Origin of the sequence: Chryseobacterium phosphatilyticum (assembly GCF_002899825.2) — a bacterium.
GTDB classification, from domain to species: Bacteria; Bacteroidota; Bacteroidia; order Flavobacteriales; family Weeksellaceae; genus Chryseobacterium; species Chryseobacterium phosphatilyticum.
Genome location: NZ_PPED02000002.1, coordinates 439909 through 455942 on the forward strand (window position 1 = coordinate 439909; position 16034 = coordinate 455942).

12 protein-coding genes are annotated in these 16034 nt (G+C 34.3%); 3 read left to right on the plus strand and 9 right to left on the minus strand.

Annotated elements, in window-relative coordinates; genetic code table 11:
- Positions 1 to 35: 35 nt before the first annotated feature.
- Positions 36 to 3263 (minus strand): DUF8818 domain-containing protein, encoded by a 3228-nt coding sequence (locus tag C1631_RS09080; protein ID WP_109711778.1) that lies wholly within the window; start codon positions 3261 to 3263, stop codon positions 36 to 38.
- Between the two features lie 438 nt (positions 3264 to 3701).
- On the opposite strand from C1631_RS09080, the gene C1631_RS09085 reads away from it, so the two are divergent.
- Together C1631_RS09085 and C1631_RS09090 are read left to right on the plus strand one after the other, a co-directional pair.
- Positions 3702 to 4502, plus strand: coding sequence for a T9SS type A sorting domain-containing protein (locus C1631_RS09085; protein WP_103249432.1), 801 nt, complete (start codon positions 3702 to 3704; stop codon positions 4500 to 4502).
- A 172-nt stretch (positions 4503 to 4674) separates the two neighbouring features.
- A complete protein-coding gene (locus C1631_RS09090; RefSeq protein ID WP_109711780.1) occupies positions 4675 to 5484 on the plus strand; it encodes a T9SS type A sorting domain-containing protein in 810 nt (269 codons plus the stop codon).
- A 130-nt stretch (positions 5485 to 5614) separates the two neighbouring features.
- Here the strand turns inward: C1631_RS09090 and C1631_RS09095 are convergent, their stop codons facing one another.
- From C1631_RS09095 to C1631_RS09130, 8 genes are all read right to left on the minus strand, one after another.
- Positions 5615 to 8437 carry a BamA/TamA family outer membrane protein gene (locus C1631_RS09095; protein WP_228441142.1) on the minus strand — a complete coding sequence of 941 codons (2823 nt, stop codon included), beginning with the start codon at positions 8435 to 8437 and terminating at the stop codon, positions 5615 to 5617.
- 53 nt (positions 8438 to 8490) lie between these two features.
- A complete protein-coding gene (gene pyrF, locus C1631_RS09100; RefSeq protein WP_103249333.1) occupies positions 8491 to 9870 on the minus strand; it encodes an orotidine-5'-phosphate decarboxylase in 1380 nt (459 codons plus the stop codon).
- Between the two features lie 120 nt (positions 9871 to 9990).
- Positions 9991 to 10332, minus strand: a complete 342-nt coding sequence (locus tag C1631_RS09105) for a YkvA family protein (protein WP_103249334.1) — start codon at positions 10330 to 10332, stop codon at positions 9991 to 9993.
- An 82-nt stretch (positions 10333 to 10414) separates the two neighbouring features.
- Positions 10415 to 10954 carry a TlpA family protein disulfide reductase gene (locus C1631_RS09110; protein ID WP_103249335.1) on the minus strand — a complete coding sequence of 180 codons (540 nt, stop codon included), beginning with the start codon at positions 10952 to 10954 and terminating at the stop codon, positions 10415 to 10417.
- Between the two features lie 10 nt (positions 10955 to 10964).
- The gene (locus C1631_RS09115) at positions 10965 to 11528 is read right to left on the minus strand and encodes a thioredoxin family protein (protein ID WP_109711784.1); all 564 of its coding nucleotides are present in this window, start codon (positions 11526 to 11528) and stop codon (positions 10965 to 10967) included.
- A 17-nt stretch (positions 11529 to 11545) separates the two neighbouring features.
- On the minus strand, positions 11546 to 12616 hold the full coding sequence (aroC, locus tag C1631_RS09120; protein WP_109711786.1) for a chorismate synthase: 1071 nt from the start codon (positions 12614 to 12616) through the stop codon (positions 11546 to 11548).
- A gap of 50 nt (positions 12617 to 12666) precedes the next feature.
- A complete protein-coding gene (locus tag C1631_RS09125) occupies positions 12667 to 14301 on the minus strand; it encodes an LIC_10190 family membrane protein (RefSeq protein WP_109711789.1) in 1635 nt (544 codons plus the stop codon).
- Positions 14302 to 14353: 52 nt separating this feature from the next.
- On the minus strand, positions 14354 to 14911 hold the full coding sequence (locus tag C1631_RS09130) for a YMGG-like glycine zipper-containing protein (RefSeq protein WP_103249728.1): 558 nt from the start codon (positions 14909 to 14911) through the stop codon (positions 14354 to 14356).
- Between the two features lie 355 nt (positions 14912 to 15266).
- Between C1631_RS09130 and C1631_RS09135 the strand changes: the two genes are divergently transcribed.
- Positions 15267 to 15710, plus strand: a complete 444-nt coding sequence (locus C1631_RS09135; RefSeq protein WP_109711791.1) for a hypothetical protein — start codon at positions 15267 to 15269, stop codon at positions 15708 to 15710.
- Positions 15711 to 16034 lie beyond the last annotated feature (324 nt).

Consider the following 16034-nt stretch of genomic DNA (forward strand, 5'->3'; position numbering starts at 1 on the left):
GATACAAGACGCTTTCAACTTTCAATTTTCAAATCTTAAAAGCTTGCCTTCACCTGCATACTTCCAATATGAATGGTTCTGTCTCCCGAATTCCTTCCTTCATAGTTTAAGTTTAATTGTATGAAAGAATTGATTGCCTGCTGAATGAAAACACTCCATACCTGGTTTTTTCCCGGTTTCAGTCCGTCCAGCATCTGGTTTCCTACAATACTGAAGTTGTTTCCGTTAAAATTATTATTAATGAAAGAAAAATTTCCACGTATGGAAGTCTTTCTGCGTTCCCACTGGATGGTTCCGGTAACATCGAATGCTTTCAGTAACTCTTCTCCATCCTGTCTTTTTTTCTGGCGGTAAGCAGAAGAAAGTTCGGCCTGAATAGCATCTGTAAATTTGTAAGTCGCCTTAGGCTTTGTTTCAAAATTATTTAAACGGTAATCTCTTGTTGTGAAAAGCTGTGAAGAGTTTTTGATATCATGAACAGAATTTTCCCAATCAACCCTGAATTCTTTATTGAACCAATACCCTATATTCACAAACTGAGAAGTTTGCTGACGTTCTTCATTACTGAAATTGGCATTGATAAGGTTGTCATTTGTAATGAATCTGTAGTTTCCGTTCCATCCCGATTTATCAGTTGGGTTAAATTGGACTGAGGCTAAAATATTTTGATTTTTGAGGATCTGATCACTGTTTTTCTCAAAAGGATTCAAAACCAAAACTTTGTCTTTTTTGTAAAATGAATTTTGAGAGTTGAGTGAGATATTAAAATTCCATCGCTTTAAAAATTTATTTTCCGAATTGAAAACAATAGCCGGGTTTACAAATAGAGCCAATTGTAATTTGTTTTTATTGGAAGGAATATATCTTACAGAATTGGTGTAAACTCTGATATATTTTGCCAGGTCAGAATATTCCGCAATCTCAAATTCATCGAGCTGTTGGATGCCATCTCCATTATAGTCAGTCCATTTGTAAATTCCTTGTCCATCAGTTACTTTGATGTACTGAAATTCTCTTTGTGCCTCCTGTCCGTTTCCAAGTTCATAAAAAGCCTGAAGGCGCATCCCGTTTCTGAAAAGTTGTTGATTGTAAAGAACATTTCCTACAACGAAGTCATTATTTCTGGTTGTTACATTGGGATCTACATTCTGATAAAAGAATTTTCTATAGTGAATCAGAACATTTAAAGAGGTTCTTTCGTTTTTGATAATCTGACTCTCGGCCATAATTCCTAAAATATTATTCATATTTTGAAGTCTGTTATCACGAACGGAATCATTATCTCTCATATATACTTTAACAAGCAATTTAGTACGGGTGCTGTCTCCAATTTTCTTTTGCATAAAAATTTCTTTCCAGCTAAAACTGGTGACATCCATCAATTGAGAATCGTTGTATTTTTTCTCATTATGTTCCATACTTCCCCCAATTGTCCAGCTCCCTTTTTTACCGGTAAACTCAGTTGAAACCCCACCTCTGATAAATTTGGTGTCCTGAAGAGTAGCAGTGGTATTCAGGTAAGAAAGATTTCCTTTAGTGAAAAACTTTCCTGAGATCCATCCAAAATCAAGATCATTCTTAATCCCTTTGTAGGAGTTTTGTTCGTTCAAATAATTGATACGATAGTTCAAAGTCGATTTATTATTCCATTTATTTAAGAAACTGAAAATAAATCTGTTCTGTGTTTTTTTATTGAATTCCTGAGCTAAGTTAAAATCTCTGGAAAATTCAACATCATTGATACGATCTAAGATGTGAAATTGTTTGTCAATATATTGATATTCAAAACTTGGAGTTCCTTTCCAGTTATTTTTTGTAAAGCTCTTATTTCCGAAAATGCGGTAGGCATATCCGATATTCTGATCAGAATCTTTTGAAGAAAATAAATTGAGATCGTAGTTGCTAAGAGAAATATCAGCACCTATCTTTCCTTCTTTTAATAAATATTCTGAGTTGAGAGAGAATACCTGAGATTTCTGAGGCGAAGGCAATTTTCTAACAGCTCTGTAATCACCACTGTTAGGACCAACATATTCGAAAACACGGCCGTTATTGGTAGTTTGTGCTGTTTTATAATCTCCGAGATTCACTCCAAAATAGGTAAATGAAACCTGATAAAGAGGTTCGTTTGGATCAGAAGAAAATTCATAATTTCCTGCGGCATTTTTACGATATAAAATTTTATTAACATCATATTCAGTGAGAACGCCGGATGGAGCATACATCAGGTTAGGATCATTTCCGGCATCTGCAAGAATCTGTTCATCCTCTTTTGATAGATTTAAAGAAAGGGGTGCATTTTTATTATCATTTTCCATAAACCAGTTGAAGCCTACTTTGAATTTCTCTCTTTGGTGCTCCACCTTTCCTGTAAACAAATACCTTGAATAATTTCTATTGGCATAGTTATACGAAATCGTAATAAAGTTCTGCTGAAAAATAGGTCGAAAGCTGGTAAAAGTTACTTCTCCTGTATTGTAATTGATGACATAGTCCTGGTTTTCTCCTCTTTTCATTAGAATTCCATCAATGAAAACTTGTTCTGACCCTGAAATCAGGGTGATAAATTGTTCCCCGTTTTTACCTGTCAGACGGTAAGGTCCCTGGTTACCTTCTACACCCTGAAAACGAACTCTGTGAAATTCGCTTCGTGCTACACCAGCTGAAATGTCTATGAAGGTCTTGTTTTCTTTACCAAGTTCAGTCTGGAACTGAATCCCCATACTTCTTCTCTGATACTTGGCAAAATAATTTTTAGGCTCTACGAGGTCCAAATGCCCTGCTCTGAGAATCGATTTATCCTTAATATTAAGCTGTATATAAATCTTATCGAATTCCTCTAAAGTCTGAGTATATCCATCCGCCTGAATAGGCAGGTTATGGTCAGAAATACTGGCTAGAATAGTTACATCTTTTGACAGTCGTCCGGAAATCTGAAGATCCATTGAACTTTGTACAGATTGTCCCTGGTTATTACCAAATGTAATTCCACGGATAATGGAACCCTTAGAATTAAGTTCACCTAAAAACCTTTTCTTATCATTTTTTGCAAGTACAGCTTCATCGATGACAATTTTATTATTGGTTCTTATAAAGTCCAGAGTGTCTTTTGCAAAAATATCCTGTTCCAGTTTTGCTGCAAGAATACTGTCTCTTTTGATACTGTCTTCTTGAACATTAGGATTTTTCCACGAAAATACCTGAGCATTTCCTGAAAATATGCCTAGAAAAAAGAAAACGAATAGAAGAATAAAATTCCGCAAGTTTTGAAAATAATTCGTAAAAATAATTAAAAATTGTTAATACTAAGATGTTTAGGATTATTAACAGAAATTTAATCTAATTATTGTGAAGTCCTTTAGAGTAAGCGGTAATTTAGAACTGTATTGGAAGTTTATAGTCAATGAATAATATATTTCCGTGAAGTTGATTAAATCGATTTATTTTGGAATAAAAAACGATACTGATGTATTTACAATAAAAACAAAAAAATGCTTTTGTTCTAAAATAAAATAATAGGTTCAGATCATTTTTTGAAGAATGAATTTATTTCATTATATTAGGTGTAAATAACGAAAATATTTCGTTGAAAATCGTTTAAAATGAGGTAAATTAACTAATTGTTAAATGTAGTCATTGCTTTTTTTAAACTAACAGTTTTTTTGTAGTTTTACACCATAAATTTTAAAAAAAATTATTTTATGAAAAAGATCTTTACTATTTTTGGAATCGCTGCTATGGCTTTTGTAGCAAATGCGCAACAAACTATTGCTTTATCTGAGGATTTTGCTTCTTATTCAGCCGGGGGAAATACAGCTTCAACAGGAACTAACGCTCCTAACGGAACAGATGTATACAATCCGGGAACTGCTACAAATCCTATTCCTCCTGTTGCTAACTTTCCAGCCGGAGCAAAAGCTTACAGCGCTGGTGGTATGGTGAAATTAGGAACATCCAGTGCTACTGGAAGTATGACTTCTAAGACATTAGACTTATCAACAGACGGAGGGAATGTAGTCATTACTTTTGATGTAAAAGGATGGACAGGTACTCCAAGTACGATCACTGTAAAAGTTACTAATTTAGCTGATCAGACCGTAAACTATGTTGCTGTGATGTCAGGTACTCCTGAATCAAAAACGTTGAATTTTACAGGGGGACAAGCTAACTCTACTGTAACATTTGAAACTACAAATACATCTTTTAGAGCTTACCTTGATAATATTGTTGTAAAAACTGTTAGTGGAACATTAGGGATTTCAGACGTTAAAAATGCTAAAAAAGGAAATTTCGTTAAAAACACTTTTGTTACAAACAGCGAAATTACTTTCGGAGCAGATGTAAAAGATGTAAAAATCTTCAACATGTTCGGACAGCTTGTAAAAGAAGCGTCTGTAAGACAAAACGAAACAGTAAACATTGCTGAGCTTGCAAAAGGAAACTATATCGTAACAGGTACAGTAAACAAACAAGCTGTTTCTCAGAAAATTTTGAAAGACTAATTTTTTTAGATCAAAATAAGGGTCCGGCCACTTCGAAGAAGTGGCCGGATTTTTTAATACAAATAGCTGTTGACATATACTTATTTATCGTAGCCATTTTTTACGATTCTTCAATTTGATGGTACTGTTTTTGATATTTTTACCATAAATTTATCCTTAAAATTAATTGCTGATGAAAAAAACATTTACTATTGTTGGATTGATACTAATAAATGCATTTTCGGATGCCCAAATCGTTATCAATGAAATTTATGGTGGCAACGAAAACTCTGGTGCTGTATTAAAAAATAATTATATCGTGCTCAAAAATATAGGAACTTCTCTGGTTTCTCTTACGGGAGCAAGTATACAATATGCTCCAGCAATAGGAGCTTTCTCTCAGTATCATACATTGCCCGATTTTACTTTAGGTCCTGATGAATCGTATCTGATCCAGGAAGCCGCCATTGCAGGAGGTACAGAGGACTTACCGAAACCAGATTTTATTGCTACTACCATCACTAATTTTGACGGAAGCCTTAATAAATCTGTAGGATTAAAAATTTCAAATGTATCCGGTAAAATTGCATTGGCAGGAAGTATAGTACAGGTTTCTGGCCCCACATCATCCAATGTTTTGGATTTTGTAGGATATGGTTCCAATGCGGATCAGTTTAAAGGTGACGGCCCGGCACCCTCGCCAACCACAACAACAGCTATAAAAAGGACTTTGAATGGAAGCAGTGATAATATGACAGATTTTTCACTGGAAGGAAATGCGAAATCCGGTTTTGTACAAAATCCGTTTATAAAAGATGGTAAAATTGTTTTTGGAACTGAAGTTAAAGATGCTAAGGTATATGATACTTTTAGGCAAGTTGTTAAGAAATCACCTACCAAATTTGCTATAGCGATGGATATTACCGACCTTCCGAAAGGTACCTATATTGTGACAGGAACAATTAATAATGTTCCTATCTCTCAGAAGATTGTTAAAGATTAGTTTTAAATAAAAATACCAGTCCATCCATCAGATAAGCTGGTATTTTTTATACTATTGTAAGACAATAAAAGTGATACTTATAATTATCAAATTACAATTCTCAATTTTCAATTCTCATTTTTCAATTACTCTAATACCATCCTCTTCTGGCAGCATTAATAATTGAGCTAAGATTGAGCACCAACGTATATCTGATTCGTTTTGCGTAATCTTTGAATGCAGGCTCAAATCCTAAAGAAGATTGTATCGGGAAATAAATTTCCAGAAAATCCGGGATGATTCTTACTTTAATACCACTATCCCAAATGAATTTGGCAGGAAGATCTTTGTTTTTATACATTCCTGCATCCGCATATACATGGAAGATTTTCCAGACACTGGAATCAACATTGAAAGAAGTGATCCATTGGTTGACTGTTCCGGGGATAAAAGATTTAAACCCTCCGTCTGCCAGAATAAACTGTTGGGAAAGAAGACCACTGTCAGCACTTTCTCCTAAAAGATTATAGGAAAAAGAATAATTGGATACTCTGGAAATTCCATAATCAAACAAATTGTTTCTGGTGTTGTTTCTTACGAAATATCCGGCAAATAAACGAAGACTTAGCTTTTGTTTAGGAGCAAACTCCCATCTATAGAAACCTTCAGCTGTAATTTTGTTGAAATCTTCCATTCCTTGTGTGCTGAGGCTAAAGCTTTTTTCATGGATCATCTGGTTATCTGTGTAACCATACCCAAGACTCCAGAGATTGTATTTTTTATAATCATCATTGGCAATCATTTTAGGGCTCAGATCTCTTTCTAAATAATTATAAGAAAATGCTAATCCTCTGCTTACTGTACTTCTTGGGTTTTTTCTAAAATTAATATTTGAAAATAAACCGGCCTTTCTGTAGGCTAATCCATAATCATAGTGAAAGTAAGAAGCCGATGCTCCAAAGGTTAGACTGCGGATAATGCTTTCAGCCGGTAAAAAAGAATAGGATACAGCTCCTGATCCGGTTAGTTTTCCGGTTCCTGTACTGTATGTTGGAGTAACTGAATAGAGAAATTTCTGATCAAAAAAAGACTGATTCTTAAGGTTTATTCCCACCAGGAATTTATCATAGGTATTGTTGAAACGTACTCTTGGGCTGATATAAATCTCATTATATTCAGGATCCGGAATGTCTTTTATTAATTTAAGCTTAATTCTTTTAGCGTTGGAAAAGAGCCCTTTGGCATAGAGAAAGTTATTCCTGTATTTCGATTCAGGAAAGATGTAGCCGCTATTCAATGTGACTTTATAAATATTGTCAGAAGCAGGAAGAGAAATAGTAGTGACATCCTGATTTTCTTCAGTGTCTATCCAATATGCTTTCTTTTCTCCTTCTTTAGACTGGGTTTCCATTTTTACCGGAATAGAAGCTGTTGTATTTTTCAAGATCTTGATCTGCAGGGAGTCATTTTCTTTTTTAATATGCCCCAGTTTGAAATCAACTCTGTTTTTATGTTTAAAAAATTTTGAAAGATAAGTTGTTGATTTATCTTTCTCCGAAAGTGTTTTTAGAAATTCTTCAGGATTTATTTTTTTTCCGGAGTTTTGAGAAATATAATTTTTTACAATGCTGTTAAATTTATCATTGCCCATTTTGGCAGCCGAATAGCTTAACAAGCTTCCTGTTTCAAAGCTACTGATTGCCATCTCATTAAAATTACTCAGAGAGGTAAAGTCTTCCTCAATCTTCTGATCCAGATTTTGCAACATAATATAATGGTATGCCAATCCGTAACGATCTGAAAGCTTAAGTTTGGAAGCATGAAACAGTTTTAAAGGTTTGATACCGAATATTTTTGTTTCCGGCAACATCCCCAAAAGCTTAGTATCATGATAAAATTTGTCAAGATATTGAATTTCAAGATATGATTTTAACCCATTCGCAAACCAATGATCTTTTTGTTTGTCGGAAATTATAATTTCATTAAGGATCTTTTTGGTGATCATCCCAAAATAATCAAGATCGGTTTTTTCAGCGTCAGTAAATAGCTGGAATCTGAATTTCCAGAATTTGATATCGTTATTTCCGAAGAAGTCTTCCTTTGCTTTGAATTTATCTGAAATGAAAATACTTTCCGGGAGATGCCCGATTTTTTCTTTAAGAAACTTTAATTGCAGTGGCAGATAAAATTCCAGATTTTGCCTCTCCTCAGGTTTTAAATTGTATCCAAATTTAATTTCGGTATCATCACCGTCAATATTGGTTTTTATAGACGGATAGGTTGTGGGTGAAATCAAAAACTCCGGGTCTGATTCCAGATAACCTTTGAACGAATTCATCTGGGTTTGTGGCAGATTACCTTCAACAAAGCTATTGACAGGGATATCAAAATTTACAGTCCAGAATGTATTGAAACTTACCGGTTCTTCAATATCATGATATTTTCTTTCGGAAATATTGTCCGGATCAAAATGATCCGGAACAATAAAGAAATATTTTAATGCAATGTTTTGACCAGATGTTCCATATCCTGTAAACCTTCCATCGGGAAGTTGTATCCGATATTGTAACTGCAGTGTAATGCTTTTACCGGGTTGTAATACCTCTTTCAGAGGAATAAAAAGATTTTCATCTGAAAGCGTATTGACAGGAATTATCTCATTCTCCGGGTTTTTGATGGTCAGATCCAATAATTTTCCAAGCTGATTGCTTTTAGCAAAGTGCAGGTCATTATTTCTGTCTTCCAGTTTTCTATACACTAAAGAGGTTCCACGCTTGTTATATGCTGAAACCCAATTTAAAAGTTTGACTTGCTGAAGGTCTTTGTCAGATTGGTTGTGATACACAATTTCCTGATTGACTTCAAGCGTTTTTCTGTCAGAAGACAACCTTGCTTCAATATAGATGCTGTCTTTCTGCGCAGAAATCTGTACAACTCCCAAAAACAAAATAAGGCAAATGCTGATCTTTTTCAAATACTGGTGATAAAGCCCAAATATAACTTATTTTGTATATACTTTCTAGGATTTTAGTTCTGAATTTCTTTTTTTACCAAAGAATTAATATATGCGTTCCAGCCTTCGGTTTTATAAGTGACTGCAGATGCTTCTGGATCATCAGATTTATAGATCCCTCTCCCCACAATAATAAAGTCTGTATGCAAAGTTCTGAAGACATGTTCAGGTGTGTTGTATTGTTGTCCTTTACCATCTCCCGAATCAGCAAGATTTACTCCCGGAGTAAATAATAAAAGGTCTTCAGGAATCTTATTCTGAGCTACACCTCCGATTACATTCGGATGAGATAGAGCTACTTTTAAAGCTTCTTCACGGTAACTTGCAGTTGTTAACGTTCCTTTTGAAGACATTCCTACAATAGCTACAACACCTACATTTTTAAAACAGTCTAAAGATTCAAAGCCTCCGATTACCTGAGATGTTACAAAATCTGCCCAATCTGTAATTTTGAATACACCGCTGGTGAACTGTAATTCTTGTGTATTTCCAATATCTGCAAACTTTCTGTCTTCCATCAATAAAAATTGGTGCTTAGCAGCAATTTCTTTTAAAGGAACTATTGTTTTTTCGTATTCGAAATCTGAAATAATATCGATATGGGTTTTTAAAGCAACAATATGTGGACCTACTTTTTCAGCTAAAGCCAGGAGTTCTTGTGTTGTGGTTACATCTGCAGAAGCAATCAGGTTTGATTTTTTTGTCAATGCTGCTTCAAGCAATTTTTTTGAAACTGAGTGCTGCGCATTCTGAAGTTTCTGTTCATAAGAAGATCTGATTTCTTCTTCAAACTGAATATGATTCCCTTGTAGGAAATCCTGGATTCTCTTTACTTCTTCATCAGATAATTCTCCGTTTTCCTGAAGAATTTCGCATACTTCAGAAATATTGAAAAGAGTATGTACTCTGTATCCTTTATTTTCCAATAATTGTTTCCCTCCCTGTTCTCTATCCAATACGACAACGATATCTGAAACTTTAAGATCTTCCTGCTCCACTTCCGCAATAGTTTCCACCAAAGATTTTCCTGACGTAATAACATCTTCTACCAAAAGACAGTTTTGATCTTTCTGATAAATTCCCTCGATCATTTTTTTGGTTCCATAGCTTTTAGCTTCTTTTCTTTTAATAATTAATGGAATATAGCTTTCCAGTGACATGGCTGTAGCCATTGGAAGTGCTGCATAAGGAACTCCACAGATTAAATCAAAATTATCCAGAGGAAGCATTTCCAATAAATAATTAGCAAGATTTTTTAAGATTTTAGGATCTGAAGCCAGAGGTCTTAAGTCTACATAAAAAGGACTTTCAATACCACTTTTCAAGGTAAACCTACCGAATTTGATGATGCCCAGTTTGTAACACTCTAAGAAGAATTCTTTTTTACTTTCCATTATTTTTTATTAGATATTGCAAATTTAAGGATTTGAAATAAGGCTCAAAAATTTATTACCTATTTGTAAATAAAAAACCACCCCGAATCTTCCGGGATGGTTCTAAAATATAATAAACTATTATTTTATGACTTCAGCATCAATGACCTGGGTGCCGTTATATTTCCTCTCGGCTTCCCAAAGTAAAAATTTGTCAACCTCCTTGATGAGTTTAGGAATTGTCAGCGATAATACTGCTATATCATCCATTACTCCAAGTACCGGTATGGCAAACTCTGGAAGCAGGTCAATAGGAGAGATAACATATAAAAGTCCTAGTAAAGGAAGAATAATGTCGATAGATTTCATTGGATATACTCCTTTTCTCCACATTTTAACCATTCTGAAAATATCAGGGATCTTTTTTACAAAGCCCTTGTGACTGATAGCTTCTTTTGCAAGATTTAATTTTGAATATTTCATTTTGTGTTTGAATTTAATAAACTTTTCAACACTATAAATTTCACAAATCCTGTACCAACAAATTATAAAATTTAGTTAAAAATTATTTGATGATATTATCAATGAACTGATGTACAGTCTCTGAGTCCCAATCTTTTGACGCATCTTCTTTAATCAGTATTCTTCCGTTTTTATCCAGCAGAAAAGTGGTAGGAAATACTTTAGGAAGAATTTTTTCAGAAATCGGACTTTGTGCGATGTACACAGGCACGGTATAATTGTTTTCTTTTAAAAACTTTCTTATATCTTCTTCCTTGTCATTCATGGCGATAAGTACAAAGTCAACATTTCCTTTCCTGGAGTCATACAGTTTCTGAATAGATGGCCATTCTTTTCTGCATGGCGGGCACCAGGTTCCCCAAAAGTTTAGAAATACGGCCTTGTCTTTAAAGCTTTTAAGATTTGTGCTTGGTGCATTGATTCCTTTAAGATCAACATCGTAGTCTTCTTCACTTATATGTACGGCATTTTCAATGGTTGCAATTGGGAAGAACTGATCTTTAAGAAAATTTCTTATTCCGGGTACAAATGCAACAATACCAATAATCGCGACTAATACAACATAAATGATATTCTTTTTCATATTCTGTTTTTTATAGCAGATCTAAAATTTCCTGAACAGCATCTTTACCTCTGTTTTTGGCATAATATATCTGCAGATCGTTGTAGAAACTATCTTTCGGATAAGCTTCAGGATCTGCTTTGTATTTCATAAGAAGCTCATATCCGTATTTTGGACGAGGCCCCCATGAATTTTTTACATTAAAATCTTTATCCAGAATAAGAACCTTCGGAATAGACTCTGTACCATTGGTTAAAAATTGATTGATAAGACTTTTATCACGATCTCTCAGGAATACTCTTACCTCATTGTGACCTTCAAAGAACTTAAAAAGTGCTGGTACTGTTGCACTTGCGTCACCACACCACGCTTCGGAAATAATTAAAATTCTTCCGTCAAAGTTTTTTGTCAGGAGTTCCTGTATTTGTTCTTCAGCAGGAACATACTTCTTTACAGTTCTGTCCATTCTCTGAAGTCCAAGCTCGTAGTATTGTTTATAATCAGCTTCCTGTTGGTTAGCCGGATTTTCTAATCTTTCTTTTGCTATCTGAAGGTATTCTTCAAAAGAAATTCCTTGATCCCAGTAATTTTTCATTACGAAAAATATTTATATTAAAAATTATTGATATTTCTTGTTTTATTGATCAAAAACAAATCAGCCAATACAAATGCAGCAAGGCTTTCCACTACAGGAACGGCTCTCGGAACCACACATGGGTCATGACGCCCTTTTCCTTCCACCACAACAGGATTGCCTTCTTTATCAATGCTATCCTGAGGTCTTAAAATAGTGGCTACAGGTTTGAAAGCTATCCGGAAATAGATATCCATTCCGTTAGAAATTCCGCCCTGAATTCCCCCTGAAAGATTTGATTTTGTTGTAAAATCCGTATTGAAGGCATCATTATGCTCCTTTCCTGTCATTTTGGCTCCACAAAATCCACTCCCGTACTCAAAACCTTTGCAGGCATTGATGTTTAACATTGCTTTTGCCAGTTCAGCCTGAAGTTTTGAAAATATCGGTTCTCCAATTCCTACAGGAACGTTTTTGATAACACAGGTAATGGTTCCTCCAATGGTATTCCCTTCTTTTTTAATCTCTTTAATTTTTGAGATCATTTTTTCAGCGGTCTCCGTATCCGGACAACGTACATCATTGCTTTCTGTTTTAGAAAAGTCTAAGGCCTGATAAGGTTTTTCGCAGAAAATATCACCTACAGAAGAAACATAAGCATTAATTTCAATATCGGGTAACAATTGTTTGGCAAGAGCACCAGCTACCACCCAGTTCATTGTTTCTCTGGCGGAAGATTTTCCACCCCCACGATAATCTCTTAACCCAAATTTCTGGTCGTAAGTGAAATCTGCATGACTGGGACGATATGCCTGTGCAATATGGTCATAATCTTTTGATTTCTGATTTTCGTTTTCAATAATAAAGCCAATTGGGGTACCGGTTGTTTTTCCATCAAAGATCCCGGAAAGAAATTGTACTGTGTCACTTTCCTTTCTTTGAGTAACGATCGCAGACTGTCCCGGCTTTCTTCGGTTAAGTTCGTATTGAACCTTATCGAGATCTACCGTTAAACCTGCCGGAAAATTATTGATGATACCGCCATAAGCCACTCCGTGACTTTCTCCAAATGTTGTAAGACTAAGAAGATTACCTAATGTGTTGAACATGATACAAAATTACCTTTTTTTCTTCATATAATAAAGTTTCAGGATTTGTTCTATTTATCAGTGTTTTTGATATTATTAATCACGCTTGCTGCCTCCTTTTTTTCTTCGCAGGAAAGTTTTCTAGTGATAAATCCTTTTTTGATATCGTTTTTATCTGAAAGTTGTGGAAAAACCCCGGCTTTAATATCTTCAGAAACAAAACTTGCAGAAATGGCGGGAAGAGGAGTGTCAAAATTATAAGGATAATTTTTTGAAACATGAAATTTTAAATTCCCGATCTTATATGTTTTAAATTGTCGATATTGATAGGTTGATGGTTTGTAAAGCTGTTCTTTTTCAAATCCTGCCATGAAACTTCCCAATCTGAAACTTGGAATATATTGCTGAATAAGAGTAGGGAAGGTAAGGGCCGAAATCAGAATGATACTTAATACTGAAAAAATAATGATAGATTTTCTTTTGTTAAAATACTCATAAAATATAACAAAAAATAGTACGAAGAATACATCAATGAAAAACCGGTATTGGGCGGAAAAAGCAAGTGTGAATATGCTTTTGATTAACAATGAAAAGTATATTATCGTTATAATCTTGTTTTTTTTGATCCAGACAAATGTTGTGAAAATAAGTAAGCTTATAAGAAAAAGAATATTGATTTTTGATTTGATTCCCTTCAGGAGCAACCAGTTTTTAATATGTTCCCATATAGAAAACTTTTGGATTTCTTCATAAGAATACTGCATGTCATACGTTTTCCGAATGGCATATTCCGCGGAGGTTTTTAAAATCTGAGCATCAGGTTTCCAACTGAACCCCCAATCGCCTATAGCAACAGGAAATATGGGATATCCAAATGTCCATATATTTTTGATGAAGAATAAAAAGAGGATCAATGTTCCAAAAATTAAATTTTTACTATTTGATTTTGAAATAAAGATACTATATAGAAATACCATTATGGGTAGCCATAGGATGGTGGGTTTGATGGCAAAAGCAAAAACGGCAAAAGCAAAAAGCAGAACAGTGTTTTTATTTCCTGCGATTATTTCCTGTAAAATAATTAAAGAAAAAATAATGGCAGGAAGATCCGGACTTGGAGACTGTGAAAACAACAATAAAACAGGGATAAAACAAAAGGATATCCAGTTCTTTCTTTCAATAATGTAAAAAGTATAAATAACTAAAAGTAGAGTATTGATTCTTAAATACGGATCTGAGAAATTGGAAAATCCGGCCTGAAAAATATGCCACAACGACATTTGCCCCAAAGTAAGGTCCAGATTCGAAATGCCTTTTGTTAATCCATATTCGGTGAGCCAATTGATAGAAGGTATGTAGTATCCGAAATGATCCAGTATGTAAGGATAATAGGATCCAGCCAACAAAATAATTCCTGACATAAAAGCTAATAAATAGCCGTCATTTTTTGAAAACCGGTAAAAGAACAGATAAAGTTGATTTTTGAAAAAAAAGAACAATCCTAATGCGATAAAGATTACCTCTAAATAAATATCAAGGGGGTAAAAGAAAGAAATCAAAGTCCATATTAAGCTTATCCCTAAAATTCCGGATAGAATTTTTCCGGAAATTCCGTGAAATAAAGTGCCCCATATATTTTCAAAGACTTTCCCCCATCCTGCTAAGACGGAGATAATGAAAATCGTAGAAAAGAGAATTACTATCATAAAAAAAGATTGCTTAAAAATAAGCAATCTTTATATGTTATCTTGAAAATATTTATCTGCGGGGTTGAACTCTTCCGTCTTTTCTGTCTCCTGATCTCCCTATGGCATATCCTGTAGCACCACCGACTACACCACCAATTACAGCTCCAAGCCCTCTGTTGTTCTTGGCAACAATGGCACCAACAGCTGCACCACCAACGGTTCCGATAATGGTTCCTTTTGCAGCTTTGCTCATTCCTTTTTTCTTAGTAGTACCTTGTGATGTTCCACTTCCATTGTCTGCATAGCCACCGTTACTATTTCCTCCGGAATTGGAGTTTGATTGTCGGTCTCTGTATACAGTTCTTGTTTCTCTTATGATCTGTGGTTTTGAATTATTCGCACTGGTAGCTTTTGCTTTTTTACTCTCTGAAATACTATCTACTTTTTTCTGAGCTTCATAGACCAGTTTTTCTTTTTCAATAGCCAGTTTCTGTTTTTCTATTTCAAGTTGTCTGGCCTGAAATTCAAGCTTTTGTGCCTCGAGAGACTTCTCGGCGGTTCTGTCATCTTTTTTACAGGCTGTTATCAAAAAAACAGATAAGAAACCTGCTAATACTATCTTTTTCATAATTCAAATTTTAATAAGCTTAAGCCAAAACGACTTTAGTTTTATTTTTATTTTCAATTATGAAGCCAAATTTTAGTTAAGAAGTGTTAAAGTTGTAAGATGAGGTAAAACTTTCCCTCAAACATGGGATCAAATTCATGAAAAAAAATATAAATCAAAGATTTAGGCATAATGTTTGTGCATTATTCAGGAAGTTTTCATATTATGAAAATTAATCTTCTAAACGAGATTCATCATAGTTCCCCGGTTTTGCCGGGGAATTTTTGATTTTACTATTTGTAAATTTTAGTTAATTAATAATTTTCATTGAATTCATATAAGTTCCGTACTTTTGATATACCAAATTACTTTACTTATGAAAAAATCAATTTTTACAGTATCGGCTTTCATCGGGCTACTGACTATTACCACTTCATTTTCTTCTAAAGATATAATGAAAACTGAGTTAAAAGAACGTTCAGAAGTATCTGATAAAGAAACAAAGGAGCAAACGTACAAAATTCGTTATGGACTTTTGTCACAGAATGGAACTAAGATTCTTTCAGGTAATTATGATGTAGGCAGTTTTATTGCTGAAAGTGCAAGTACGGGAGATATCTATGAAACTTATTATGGTGGCGGTTTTCAATCGGTACCTCAATATTATGAAGGTCTTCCTGCAGGTACATACACGTTTTCTGCAATGCAGGGACAAGGAGGTTGGGTTGGTTATGGATCGGTAGTAGCTACCGTTTCTGATGCAACCGTAGATGCTGATGGGTATGTAACGGTATATATTCCTATTATCTGGGAAGAATAACTTTGTGAAAAACAAAATATTTGACTACATTTACAAATCCTCGTAATGAGGATTTTTTAATCAATGTACAGTTAGCAATGGTTTTTCATATTAAGTTTAATGAATGGAGTTGAATTTTAATTATAAAAACTAAAGAAAACTGTATGGTAATAGAAATTATTGATGATTCATTAATTTTGGAGTTGATTATTTTGTTTGGGCTATCAATGCTTATTATTTCCGGATGCTATTGTATCCTTAGAAAAATAAATGATAAATCCGGATTTTGGTGTTATACCTATGATTTTCCTTATTGGAAAAAGTATAACAGGAGAAAATACTAAT

What these genes read in the sequence shown, in the direction of transcription:
- C1631_RS09085 (WP_103249432.1), top strand. Translation starts at nt 3,702, where the DNA reads ATGAAAAAGATCTTTACTATTTTTGGAATCGCTGCTATGGCTTTTGTA.
- C1631_RS09090 (WP_109711780.1), top strand. Translation starts at nt 4,675, where the DNA reads ATGAAAAAAACATTTACTATTGTTGGATTGATACTAATAAATGCATTT.
- pyrF (WP_103249333.1), bottom strand. Translation starts at nt 9,870, where the DNA reads ATGGAAAGTAAAAAAGAATTCTTCTTAGAGTGTTACAAACTGGGCATC.
- C1631_RS09105 (WP_103249334.1), bottom strand. Translation starts at nt 10,332, where the DNA reads ATGAAATATTCAAAATTAAATCTTGCAAAAGAAGCTATCAGTCACAAG.
- C1631_RS09110 (WP_103249335.1), bottom strand. Translation starts at nt 10,954, where the DNA reads ATGAAAAAGAATATCATTTATGTTGTATTAGTCGCGATTATTGGTATT.
- C1631_RS09115 (WP_109711784.1), bottom strand. Translation starts at nt 11,528, where the DNA reads ATGAAAAATTACTGGGATCAAGGAATTTCTTTTGAAGAATACCTTCAG.
- aroC (WP_109711786.1), bottom strand. Translation starts at nt 12,616, where the DNA reads ATGTTCAACACATTAGGTAATCTTCTTAGTCTTACAACATTTGGAGAA.
- C1631_RS09125 (WP_109711789.1), bottom strand. Translation starts at nt 14,301, where the DNA reads ATGATAGTAATTCTCTTTTCTACGATTTTCATTATCTCCGTCTTAGCA.
- C1631_RS09130 (WP_103249728.1), bottom strand. Translation starts at nt 14,911, where the DNA reads ATGAAAAAGATAGTATTAGCAGGTTTCTTATCTGTTTTTTTGATAACA.
- C1631_RS09135 (WP_109711791.1), top strand. Translation starts at nt 15,267, where the DNA reads ATGAAAAAATCAATTTTTACAGTATCGGCTTTCATCGGGCTACTGACT.